The following is an 11986-nucleotide window of genomic DNA, read 5'->3' as shown; positions in this document are numbered from 1 at the left end:
CCCCGACGCACCCGCACCCGACCACGCACCCCCCCACACGCCGACCCACCCCACAGGAGGCACCCATGACGACAACCGTCCACGAACCAGCCACCACACCCGAACTGGTCACCCCCGGCACCGCGACCGCCCTCCTCGACGAGTACCGCCCGGCCACCGACCGCCTCATCGCCACCCCGCACCAGACCTTCCTCGGCCACGGCACTCTCGCCGAACTCCCGCACAGCACAGCCCCGTTGACGACCCGCGTACAGGATCTGCTCGACGAGGCCCGGCGGCGCACGGGTGAGCGCCGGCCCATGGTGCTCGGCGCCATCCCGTTCGCCCCGGGCGCCCCACCCGCCCTGGCCGTCCCCGAACGCGTACGCACGGCACCGGCGTTGAAGAGCGACCCCCTGATCGCGCTGCCGGTACCGGTCGCCGGGAACGCCGCCGACTGGCAGGTGCGCGAGATACCGGCGCCGGAGGAGTACAGCGCCGCCGTGGCCACGGCCGTCGCCCGGATGCGGGCCGGAGAGTTCGACAAGGTCGTCCTCGCGCGCACCCTCGAACTCACCGCCCCGCACGCACCCGACCTCCCCACGATGCTGCGCCGCCTGGCCCGCCGCGACCCGTCCGGCTACACCTTCGCCGTGCCCACCGCCCCGGGCCGCACCCTGATCGGCGCGAGCCCCGAACTCCTCGTCGCCCGCAGGGGACCGAGACTCACGGCCAACCCCCTCGCGGGCTCCGCGCCGCGCAGCGCCGACCTCGCCGAGGACGTCCGGCGGGCCGCCGCGCTGCTCGAATCCCCGAAGGACCTGCACGAGCACGCCGTGGTCGTGGCCGCGGTGCGCGAGGCGCTCGCCCCGTTCTGCCGCACCATCGACGTACCCGAGCGCCCCACCCTCGTCCGCACGGCCGCGATGTGGCACCTGTCGACGACGGTCACCGGCGAACTCGCCGACCCCGACGGCACCACCGCCCTCGACCTCGCCTGCGCCCTGCACCCGACCCCGGCCGTCTGCGGCACCCCGACCGACCTGGCCCGGCAGGTGATCGCCGAGTCCGAGCCGTTCGACCGCGGCGCCTACACCGGCATGGTCGGCTGGCAGAACGCCGACGGTGACGGCGACTGGGTCGTCACCATCCGCTGCGCCGAGGCCGAGGGCAACCGGCTGCGCCTGTTCGCCGGCGCCGGAGTCGTCGCCGCGTCCTCGCCGGAGGCGGAGACCGCCGAGACCGGCGCCAAGTTCCGTACGTTCCTCAACGCCGTGGGGGCCGCCCTGTGACCGCCGACGCTCTCACCCTGGGCACCGACGCGCCCACCTGGCCCGCCGAGTTCGCCGAGCGCTACCGCGCGGCCGGCTACTGGCGCGGCGAGACCTTCGGTGGCGTCCTGCGCGAGCGCGCCGAGAGCCATCCCGAGCGGATCGCCCTGATCGACCCGGCGCCCGCCCGGCGCACCTGGACGTACCGTGAACTCGATCGACGGGCCGACGAGTTGGCCGCCGGGTTCGTCGCCCGAGGCATCGGCAAGGGGGACCGCGTCGTCGTCCAGCTGCCGAACATCGGCGAGTTCATCGAGGTCGTCTTCGCCCTGTTCCGCATCGGCGCCCTGCCCGTGTACGCGCTGCCCGCCCACCGCGAGACGGAGATCTCCTACTTCTGCGAGTTCGCCGAGGCCGTCGCCTACGTCATCCCGGACCGGCACGCGGGCTTCGACCACCGCGACCTCGCCGCCGTCGTCAAGAAGCGCACGCCGTCGCTGCGGCACGTCTTCGTCGTGGGCGACCCCGGCGAGCACACGGCACTGGCCGAAGTCGCGGGCGAGCCGGTCGAGTTGGACGGCCCCGAACCGCACGAACTCGCCTTCCTCCAGCTCTCCGGCGGCACCACGGGCCGCCCGAAACTGATCCCGCGCACCCACGACGACTACCTGTACTCGCTGTGGGGATCGAACGACATCTGCGGCGTCGACGCCGACACCCGCTTCCTCGTCGTCCTGCCCGCCGCCCACAACTTCCCCATGAGTTCACCCGGTTGGCTCGGCGTGCTGTACGCGGGCGGGGCCGTGGTCATGTCGCCGGGCAGCGACCCCGACACGGCGTTCCCGATCGTCGCCGCCGAACGCGTCACCATGACCGGGCTCGTCCCGCCGCTCGCCCTCGTCTGGACCCAGGCGGGCCCCGACACCCGGCACGACCTGTCCTCGCTCGGCCTCGTCCTGGTCGGCGGCGCCAAGTACAGCGAGGCCGCGGCCCGCAGGCTGACGCCCGCGCTCGGCAGCCGCCTGATGCAGGTCTTCGGCATGGCCGAGGGCCTCGTCAACTACACGCGCCTGGACGACGATCCGGAGACCGTCGTCACCACCCAGGGCCTGCCCATCTCCCCGGACGACGAGATCCGGGTCGTCGACGACACCGACCAGGACGTCCCCGACGGGGAGTTCGGGCATCTGCTCACCCGGGGCCCGTACACCATCCGCGGCTACTGGCGCGCCCCCGAGCACAACGCCCGCTCCTTCACCGCCGACGGCTTCTACCGCACCGGCGACATCGTCCGCCGCACCCCCACCGGCCATCTCATCGTCGAGGGCCGGGCCAAGGACCAGATCAACCGGGGCGGCGAGAAGATCGCCCCCGAGGAGATCGAGAACATCATCCTCGCCCACCCGGCCGTGCACGACGTGTCCCTCGTCGCCGTCCCCGACGCGTACCTGGGGGAGCGGTCCCTCGCCTACGTCATCCTGCGCCCGGACACCGAACCCCTGAAGCCGGTCGCCGTGAAGCGGTTCGTCCGGGAGCGGGGCGTGGCCGCGTACAAGGTGCCCGACCTCGTCGAGTTCGTCGACGCCTTCCCGCAGACCGGCATCGGCAAGATCAGCAAGAAGCAGCAGCGGTCCGCCGCCGAGCAGCACTGACAGACCTGGAGATTCCCCCCCCATGGCGCTCCCCACCATCGCCGCGTATCCGCTCCCGGCCCCGGCCGACCTCCCCGCCAACCGGGTCTCCTGGACGGTCGACCCGGCCCGCGCGGTCCTCCTCGTCCACGACCTCCAGCACCACTTCCTCGCCAAGTACCCGCAGGAACAGCAGCCGTTGACCGGCATGCTCGACAACTCCGCGCGGCTGATCGAGGAGAGCCGCGCGCTCGGCGTGCCCGTCGTGTACTCGGCCCAGCGCGGCGGCCAGACCCCGGAGGAACGCGGACTCCAGCTCGACTTCTGGGGGCCGGGCGTCGCCGACGACCCGCAGGCCCTCGCGACTCCGGAGCAGGTCGCGCCCCGGGACGGCGACACCGTCCTCACCAAATGGAAGTACAGCGCGTTCGTGCGCACCGAACTCGCCGACCTGATGGCAGCGGCGGGCCGCGACCAACTGGTGATCGTCGGCGTCTACGCCCACATCGGCGTCCTCATCAGCGCCTGCGACGCGTGGATGCGCGACATCCAGGCGTTCGTCGTCGCCGACGCCGTGGCCGACTTCACGCGCGACGACCACGACATGGCGCTGCGCTGGGCCGCCGGCCGCTGCGCCGTCGTCACCACGACCGACGCCCTCATCGAGGAGGTACGGGCCGCATGACCCTCACCGTGGAACAGATCCGCACCGATGTCGCCGACTGCCTCGGCGAGGACCCCGCCGACATTCCCGTCGACGAGAACCTCGTCGACCACGGCCTCGACTCCGTACGCGTCATGACCCTCCTCGAACGCTGGCGCCGCGACCACGGCGTGACGGCCTCCTTCGTCGACCTCGCCGAGCAGCCCGCCGTCGAGGCCTGGGCGAAGATCCTGGGGGTGACGCCCTCATGACCGTCATCAGCGCGGACACCGGCCGCCGCGATCTCGTGCTGCCGCTCACCGCCGCCCAGTCCGGCATGTGGTTCGCCCAGGCACTCGACCCGCTCAGCCCCGCCCAGAACACCGCCGAGTACCTGGTGATCGAGGGCGATCTCGACCCCGAGGTGTTCGCGCGGGCGCTGCGCCGGGTCGTCGCCGAGGCCGATTCGCTCCGCGTCCGAGTGGAGGACACCCCCGACGGCCCGCGCCAGCGGGTCCGCGCCGACGTCGAGCTGCCGTTCACCGTCCACGACGGCCTGACCGAGGAGGAGGCCGTCGCCCGGATGCGCGCCGATCTCGCGACCCCCGTCGACCTCGCCGCGGGACCGCTCTTCGCCCACGCCCTCTTCCGCGTCGGCGACCGCCGCTGGCTGTGGTACCAGCGCATCCACCACCTCGTCATCGACGGCTTCGGCCACTCCCTCCTCGTCCGCCGCACCGCCGAGGTGTACTCGGCGCTCGTGCGCGGCGACGACCCGGGCCCCCGCACCTTCGAGACCCTCGCCGACCTGCTGGCCGTCGACGCCGAGTACCGCTCGTCCGACGCCTTCGCCGCCGACCGCGCCCACTGGGCCGAGGCCTTCGCCGACCGCCCCGAGGCGCCCCGGCTCGCGGGCCGCGGCGCGCTGCCGTCCCGCACCTTCCACCGCCGTACGACGACGGTGGCACCCGAGGTCTGCGACCGGCTCCGCGACCTCGCCGCCCGCACCCGCGCCACCTGGCCGGACGTCCTCGTCGCCGCCCAGGCCCTCTACACCGCCCGCGCCACCGGCCGCGACGACATCGTCCTCGGCCTGCCGATGATGGGCCGCATGGGCTCCGTCGCCTTGCGCGTGCCCGGCATGGTCATGAACGTGCTGCCGCTGCGGCTGACCGTCGCCCCGGACGCCACCTTCGCCGAACTCGTCCGCCAGGTCGTCCTCGGCATCCGCGAGGTGCGCCGCCACCAGCGCTACCGCTACGAGGACATCCGGCGCGACCTCGGGCTGCTCGGCGAGCAGCGCGGCCTCGTCGGACCGCTCGTCAACGTCATGCCGTTCGACTACGGCGTCGACTTCGCCGGCGCCCCGGCCACCGCCCACAACCTGTCCGCGGGCCCGGTCGACGACCTCACCGTCAACATCTACGACCGCGCCGACGGCCGCGGCCTGCGCATCGACCACGACGGCAACCCCGCCCTCCACACCGAGGTCGACCTCGCCGCGCACCAGGCCCGCTTCGTCCACCTGCTGGAACGCCTCGCCGACAGCGACCCGCACACCCCGCTCGCCACCCACACCATCGCCACCCCCGCCGAACTCCACCTCGTCCTCGACGAGTTCAACCGCACCGAGCGCGCCCTGCCGCCCACCACACTCATCGGACCGATCGAGGCGCAGGCCGGCCGGACCCCGCACGCACCGGCCCTCGTGTACGGCGACACCACCCTCACGTACGCCGAACTCGACGCCCGCGCCAACCGGTTGGCCCGCCACCTGCGGACGCTCGGCGCCGCGCCCGGCAATCTGGTCGCCGTCTGCGTGCCGCGCTCCGTCGAACTGATCGTGACCCTGCTCGCCGTCCTCAAGGCGGGCGCCGCCTACCTCCCGCTCGACCCGGACTACCCCGAGCAGCGCCTGGCCTACATGCTCGACGACGCCGCGCCCGTGTGCGCCGTCACCGACCGCGCCGGGCGGCTGCCCGCCGGCACGGCCACCCCGCTGGTCGTCCTCGACGGCCTCGACGTCTCCTCGTACCCCGGCGTGCCCCCGGGCCGCGCGCTCACGCCCGCGCATCCCGCGTACGTCATCTACACCTCCGGCTCCACCGGCCGCCCCAAGGGCGTCGTCGTCCCGCACGCCGCGATCGACAACCGGCTGCGCTGGATGCAGCACGCCTACGGGATCGGGCCCGGCGACCGGGTGCTGCAGAAGACGCCGTCGTCGTTCGACGTGTCCGTGTGGGAGTTCTTCTGGCCGCTGCGGGAGGGCGCGACCCTCGTCGTCGCCGAGCCCGGCGGCCACAAGGACCCCGTCCATCTGGCCCGCCTCATCCGCGAACAGGCCGTCACCACCTGCCACTTCGTGCCGTCCATGCTTCAGGTGTTCCTCGCCGGGCCCGACGCGGCCTCGTGCGGCGACACCGGTCTGCGCCGCGTGTTCTGCAGCGGCGAGGCCCTGCCCCGCGAGACCGCGACCGCCTTCGCCCGGACCCTGCCTGGCGTCGAACTGCACAACCTGTACGGCCCCACGGAGGCCGCCGTCGACGTCACCTTCCACGCGTGCGACCCGCAGGACACCGGGCCCGTGCCGATCGGACGCCCCGTCTGGAACACCCGCCTCTACGTCCTCGACCCGGCGGGCAAGCCCTGCCCGCCCGGCATCGTGGGCGAACTCTTTCTCGCCGGACGACAGTTGGCCGACGGCTACCTCAACCGGTCCGAACTGACCGCCGAACGCTTCGTGCCCGACCCCTTCGGCGCCGGCCGCATGTACCGCACCGGCGACCTCGCCCGCTGGACCGAACACGGCGAGGTCGAGTACCTGGGCCGCACCGACCACCAGGTCAAACTGCGCGGCCAGCGCATCGAACTCGGCGAGATCGAGGCCGCCCTCGCCGCCGGGGAAGGGGTCGACGGCGCCTGCGCGCTCGTCCGTGACGACCGGCTCGTCGGCTACGTCACGGGCACCGCCGACCCCACGGCGCTGCGCACGGCGCTCGCCCGTGAACTGCCCGAGCACATGGTGCCCTCCGCGATCGTGCCGCTCGACGCGTTCCCGCTCAGCCCCAACGGCAAGCTGGACCGCCGCGAACTCCCCGCACCCGTCTTCGCGGGCGGCACCGACGCACGGCCCCCCGCGAACCCCCGCGAGGAGACCCTCACCCGCCTCTTCGCCGAGGTCCTCGGCACCGGACAGGCAGGCCCCGACGACGCGTTCTTCGACCTCGGCGGCACCTCACTGCTCGCGGTGCGCCTCGTGGCGCGGGTCCGCGAGGAACTGGGCGCCGACCTCACCATCGGCTCCCTTTTCGAGGCCCCGACCCCGGCGGCCCTCGCCGCCCGCATCGACGACGGCGGACCCGCCGCGGCCGACGCCCTCGACGTCGTCCTCCCGCTGCGCACGGACGGCACCCAGGCGCCGCTGTTCGCGATCCACCCGGCGGGCGGCATCTCCTGGTGCTACGCGGGCCTCACCGCCCGCCTCGGCCAGGACCAGCCCGTCTACGGGATCCAGGCCCGCGGCCTGACCTCCGACGCCCCGCTGCCGCGCACCCTGTGGGACCAGGCGGCCGACTACGTCACCGAGATCCGCGGGATCCGGCCGCACGGCCCGTACCGCCTCGTCGGCTGGTCGGTCGGCGGCATCCTCGCCCATTCGGTCGCCGTCCTGCTCCAGGAGGCGGGGGAGGAGGTCGAACTCCTCGCCCTGCTCGACGCGTTCCCCGCCGAGCAGTGGCGCGAACGCCCCGCACCCGAGGAGGGCGACGCGCTCACCGCCGTCCTGCGCATGGCCGGTTTCGAACGCGGCGCCGAGCGCACCCGCGCCGACGTCCTCGCCACCCTCCGCAAGGCAGGCAGCCCGCTGGCGGGCCTCACCGACCGCACCCTGTCCCGCATCGTCGACATCGTCCCCAACCACGCCCGCATGATGCGCGAGCACACCCACCGCCGCTACGACGGCGACGTCCTCTTCGTCACCGCGGCCGCCCCGCGCCCCGAGGACTGGCTCACCCGCGAGGCCTGGCGCCCCCACGTCACCGGCCGCCTCACCAACCACGACCTGCCCTGCACCCACCCCGAACTCCTCAGGGACGGCTACGTGGACGAGATCGCGGCGGCGCTGTCGCTGCGCCTGAAGGAACTGAAGGCCCGCGCGGTGTGAGGTGCGCCGCCCGGGCGCACTCCGTACCGTGCCCGGGTGACCGACACCGAGCGAGAACGCCTGCGCCGCACCTTCACCGAGGCCGCCGAGGTCTACGACCGGGCCCGCCCCGGCTATCCGCCGCAGGTCTTCGACGACCTGGCGGCGCTCGCCGGGGCGGGGCCCGGCTGCCGGGTCCTGGAGATCGGCTGCGGCACCGGCCTCGCGACCGTGCCGCTCGCCGGGCGCGGCTGCCGGATCGTCGCCGTCGAACTCGGCGCCGAACTGGCCGCCGTCGCCCGCCGCAACCTCGCCGGGCACCCCGGCACCACCGTGGAGGTCGCCGCGTTCGAGGACTGGCCGCTGCCGCCCGAACCCTTCGACCTGGTCCTGGCGGCGACCTCGTTCCACTGGATCGACCCCGCCGTACGCGTCGCCAAGTCGGCCGCCGCGCTGCGCCCCGGCGGCCTGCTCGCGACCCTGTCGACCCATCATGTCGCGGGCGGCACGGAACAGTTCTTCGTCGACGTACAGCGCTGCTACGAACGCTTCGACCCGGCCACACCGCCCGGTCTGCGCCTCACCGCCGCGGACGACATCCCGTACGACAGCCAGGAGGCACCCGGCAGCACCGCCGCGCAGGGCAACGCGGCGCTGCCTGGCGCCGACCGGTTCGAGCCGCCCGTCTTCCGCCGCCACACCCGCGACCTCACCTTCACCACCGATCAGTACCTCGATCTGTTGTGCACCTTCTCCGGCACCCGCGCCCTGGCCCCGGCCGCCCGCGCCGGGCTCCTCGACTGCGTCGGCCGCCTCATCGACCGCGCGTACGGCGGCACCGTCACCAAGCGGTACCTGACGGAACTGCGGCTGGCCCGGGTCGACGGGCCCGCCGGACGCGCGGCAGAGTGAACACGGCACCAGGCACACACAAGGGAGTCGAAGGCATGAGCGCACCGACCGACAAGCCGACCGTGGCGGTCCTCGGCACCGGGATCATGGGCGCCGCGATGGCCCGGAACATCGCCCGGGCCGGGCACACCGTCCGGGCCTGGAACCGCAGCCGCGCCAAGGCCGAACCGCTGACCGCCGACGGCGTGCACGTCACGGACACCCCGGCCGAGGCCGTCACCGGCGCGGACGCCGTCCTCACCATGCTCTACGACGGGCCCGCCGCCCTGGACGTGATGGAGCAGGCGGCCGACGGGCTGCGTCCCGGAGCCGCCTGGATCCAGTCGACGACCGCCGGCATCGACGCGATCACCCGGCTGGCCGACTTCGCCGACCGCAACCGGCTCGTCTTCTTCGACGCGCCCGTGCTCGGCACCCGCGGCCCCGCCGAGGAGGGCAAGCTGCTGGTCCTCGCGGCGGGCCCCGCCGAGCACCGCGACGCGATCGCCCCGGTCCTCGACGCGGTCGGCTCCCGCACCGTGTGGACCGGCGAGGACGGGGCCGCGGGCAGCGCCACCCGGCTCAAGCTCGTCGCCAACAGCTGGGTCCTCGCGGCGACCAGCGCCACCGGCGAGGTCCTCGCCCTCGCCGAGGCCCTCGGCGTCGACCCGGACCACTTCTTCGACGCCATCGCGGGCGGCGGCCTCGACCTGCCGTATCTGCGGATGAAGGCCGCGCTGGTCCGGGAGGACCGGCTCACCCCGGCCCAGTTCGCGGTGAGCACGGCCGCCAAGGACGCCCGGCTCATCGTCGAGGCGGGCCGCGCCGCAGGCGTCCGCCTCGACGTCGCCGAGGCCGGCGCGGCCCGCATGGCCCGCGCCGCCGAGCAGGGCCACGGGGACGAGGACATGGCCGCCGCCTACTTCGCCTCCTTCGACGAGGACGGCCACCGGCCCTGAGCGCGCCCCGCCCGCACACCCCTCACCCGTCCCGCGCCGGAGGACCCATGACCGACCAGCCCCAGACCCCCGCCGTGCTCGACGGCCTCCCGGCCCTGCTCCCGGGCCTGGCCGACCTCTACCGCGATCTGCACGCCCACCCCGAGCTGTCCTTCGAGGAGACCAGGACCGCCGCCGAGGTCGCCCGGCGCGCCCGCGCCTGCGGCTACGAGGTCACCGAAGGAGTGGGCCGTACGGGCGTCGTGGCGACCCTCGACAACGGCCCCGGCCCCACCGTCCTGCTCCGCGCCGACTTCGACGCCCTGCCCGTGCGGGAACGCACCGGACTCGACTACGCCTCGAAGACCGACGGCGTGATGCACGCGTGCGGCCACGACATGCACGTCGCCTGCCTGCTCGGCACCCTGCGGCTGCTCGCCGACGCCCGCGCCCACTGGTCGGGCCGGATCGTCGCCGTCTTCCAGCCCGCCGAGGAGATCGCGCAGGGCGCCCGGGCCATGCTCGACGACGGCTTCCTCGACCGGTTCGGCCGCCCCGACGTGGTCCTCGGCCAGCACGTGGCACCGCTGCCCGCGGGCACGGTCGGCTGGCACGCGGGACCGGCGTTCGCCGCAGCCGACTCCCTCCGGGTGGTCCTGCACGGCAAGGGCTCCCACGGCTCCCGGCCCGAGACCGCGATCGACCCGGTGGTGATGGCCGCGGCGACCGTGCTCCGTCTCCAGACCGTCGTCGCGCGCGAGGTCCCCGGCGGCGAGACCGCCGTGCTGACCGTCGGCGCGCTCCAGGCCGGCACGAAGGCCAACATCATCCCCGACCGCGCCGAGCTGAAGCTCAACATCCGTACGTACGGCGGCGATACCCGCGCCCGCGTCCTCGCCGCCGTCGAACGCATCGTGCGCGCCGAGGCCGCCGCGTCCGGCGCCGAACGCGACCCCGAGATCACCGAGATCGACAGCTTCCCGGTCCTCACCAACGACGAGAAGGCGACCGCGCGCACCATGACGGCCCTGGGCACCGCCCTCGGCCCCGACCGGGTCTTCGACATGGGCCCGGTGACCGGCAGCGAGGACGTGGGCCTGTTCGCCACCGACTCCGGGGCCCCCATCTGCTACTGGATGTTCGGCGGCCTCGACCCCGAGCAGGTGGCGGCCGCGCAGAAGGCGGGCACGGCCGACCGGGACATCCCCGCCAACCACTCCCCGTTCTTCGCGCCCCTCGTCGACCCGACCCTCACGACCGGGGTCACGGCCCTGACGACGGCCGCGCTGGAGTGGCTGGCCGGTTGACCGGGAGCCCGGGACCGTCGCCCGGCGTCAGCGACCGGCGCCAGGCGGCCTTCTCGCGCGTCGCCTCGCGCTCCGGGGAGGTCGCCCACCGGAAGGTGAGCTGCGCGACGGTCGCCTGCGGCAGCGCCCACGCGGCACGGACCAGGTCGAGTTCGCGCTGCAGTTTCCGCGTCGACACCTGGAGCCGGCGCGCCGCCCCGTCCTGGGTCTCGCCCTCGGACAGGGCCCGCAGGATCGCCCGCTGCAACTGGCTGAGCAGCCCGCCCTCCGGGCTCTGCCCGCGCACCCGGCGCTGCCCGTGCCACGGACTGGCCCGCCGCCACTCCTGCTCGAACGCGTGCTTGCAGAAGGCGACCATCGCCCGGTCCGTGATGATCCACGCCGCGCCCTCCGGGGCGTCCGGGACCACGTAGTCGGAGATGATCGCGACCCGCTCGTCGACGATGACGACCCGCTCGAAGGGGTCCGCCAGCGTACGGAAGTGCACCCCGCGCGGTGCCATCGTCGACGCCCACTCGCAGGTCACCACGTCGTCGCGGACCGCGTCCTGATACAGCGTCCGGTAGCGCACCCCGCGCTCCAGGGCCGCCGTGTCGCGCGGTACGCCGATGTCCATCTGCTCCCGGGTCCGCGGCCCGTGCGGGTGCGCGCCGAGCAGCTCCGATCGGGCGGACGCGAGGATCGCCCCGATCCGTTCGTTGACCTCCGCCCGGTCCGACAGGAACTCCGAGCCGGTGGTGCCCGCCGCCCGCGTCCGCGACTGGGCGAACGCCAGGTTCAACTGCTCGACGGCGCCCGGCAGTTCCATCAGCATCCGGGTCTGCTCCTGGAGGTGCACCAGGGCCTCCCGGGCCACCGACCAGGCGGCCGCCGTGGGAGGTAAGGGCACCGGACGCGCCCCGTCCTCGGGCAGCGCGACCATCCCCCAGGCCCGTAACTGCTCGAGCGCCTCGCCGTCCGCGGGGCCGGTCGGCCGGCCCGTGGACAGCCGCCCGTACAGATCGACCGCCGCGGCCGACAACGCCTGCCCCGGCAGCGCGCGTCCGGGCGCGTCCTTGGGTGCGGTGCTCTCTCCCACCCAACCCCTCCGTCAAACCGTCAAGGTCAACGCCGCCCGCTCGGCGGCCTGTTGGCGTACCTACGCCAGGCAGCAAGACGACAGCGGATTCGATTGCGGCCGCGCCG

Annotated in this window: 9 protein-coding genes; 8 read left to right on the top strand and 1 reads right to left on the bottom strand. The window is 74.2% G+C overall.

Annotated elements, in window-relative coordinates:
- Positions 1-65: 65 nt before the first annotated feature.
- Genes K377_RS13835 through K377_RS13800 form a run of 8 tightly spaced genes read left to right on the top strand, consistent with a single transcriptional unit; the run spans position 66 to position 10801 of the window.
- Positions 66-1271: an isochorismate synthase gene (locus K377_RS13835; RefSeq protein WP_111663592.1), complete on the top strand. Its 1206-nt coding sequence runs from the start codon at positions 66-68 to the stop codon at positions 1269-1271.
- Entirely contained in the window at positions 1268-2902 is a 1635-nt protein-coding gene (locus tag K377_RS13830) for a (2,3-dihydroxybenzoyl)adenylate synthase (protein WP_111663591.1), read from the top strand. The genes K377_RS13835 and K377_RS13830 overlap by 4 nt, the downstream gene beginning before the upstream one ends.
- A 22-nt stretch (positions 2903-2924) precedes the next feature.
- Positions 2925-3566 carry an isochorismatase family protein gene (locus K377_RS13825; protein ID WP_111663590.1) on the top strand — a complete coding sequence of 214 codons (642 nt, stop codon included), beginning with the start codon at positions 2925-2927 and terminating at the stop codon, positions 3564-3566.
- Positions 3563-3796 carry a phosphopantetheine-binding protein gene (locus K377_RS13820; RefSeq protein ID WP_111663589.1) on the top strand — a complete coding sequence of 78 codons (234 nt, stop codon included), beginning with the start codon at positions 3563-3565 and terminating at the stop codon, positions 3794-3796. Before K377_RS13825 ends, K377_RS13820 begins: the two co-directional genes overlap by 4 nt.
- Complete coding sequence (locus K377_RS13815) at positions 3793-7686, top strand: non-ribosomal peptide synthetase (RefSeq protein WP_111663588.1); 3894 nt, start codon at positions 3793-3795, stop codon at positions 7684-7686. The genes K377_RS13820 and K377_RS13815 overlap by 4 nt, the downstream gene beginning before the upstream one ends.
- 36 nt (positions 7687-7722) lie before the next feature.
- The gene (locus K377_RS13810) at positions 7723-8577 is read left to right on the top strand and encodes a trans-aconitate 2-methyltransferase (protein WP_111663587.1); all 855 of its coding nucleotides are present in this window, start codon (positions 7723-7725) and stop codon (positions 8575-8577) included.
- A 35-nt stretch (positions 8578-8612) separates the two neighbouring features.
- Entirely contained in the window at positions 8613-9515 is a 903-nt protein-coding gene (locus K377_RS13805) for an NAD(P)-dependent oxidoreductase (RefSeq protein ID WP_111663586.1), read from the top strand.
- Positions 9516-9562: 47 nt separating this feature from the next.
- A complete protein-coding gene (locus tag K377_RS13800; protein ID WP_111663585.1) occupies positions 9563-10801 on the top strand; it encodes an amidohydrolase in 1239 nt (412 codons plus the stop codon).
- On the opposite strand, the gene K377_RS13795 is transcribed toward K377_RS13800, so the two are convergent.
- On the bottom strand, positions 10758-11879 hold the full coding sequence (locus K377_RS13795) for a hypothetical protein (RefSeq protein WP_111663584.1): 1122 nt from the start codon (positions 11877-11879) through the stop codon (positions 10758-10760). The genes K377_RS13800 and K377_RS13795 overlap by 44 nt on opposite strands.
- Positions 11880-11986: the final 107 nt, after the last annotated feature.

It is taken from the genome of Streptomyces sp. PsTaAH-137, from assembly GCF_003259365.1.
Classification (GTDB): domain Bacteria; phylum Actinomycetota; class Actinomycetes; order Streptomycetales; family Streptomycetaceae; genus Streptomyces.
This window is presented reverse-complemented; position numbering and strand designations above follow the sequence as displayed.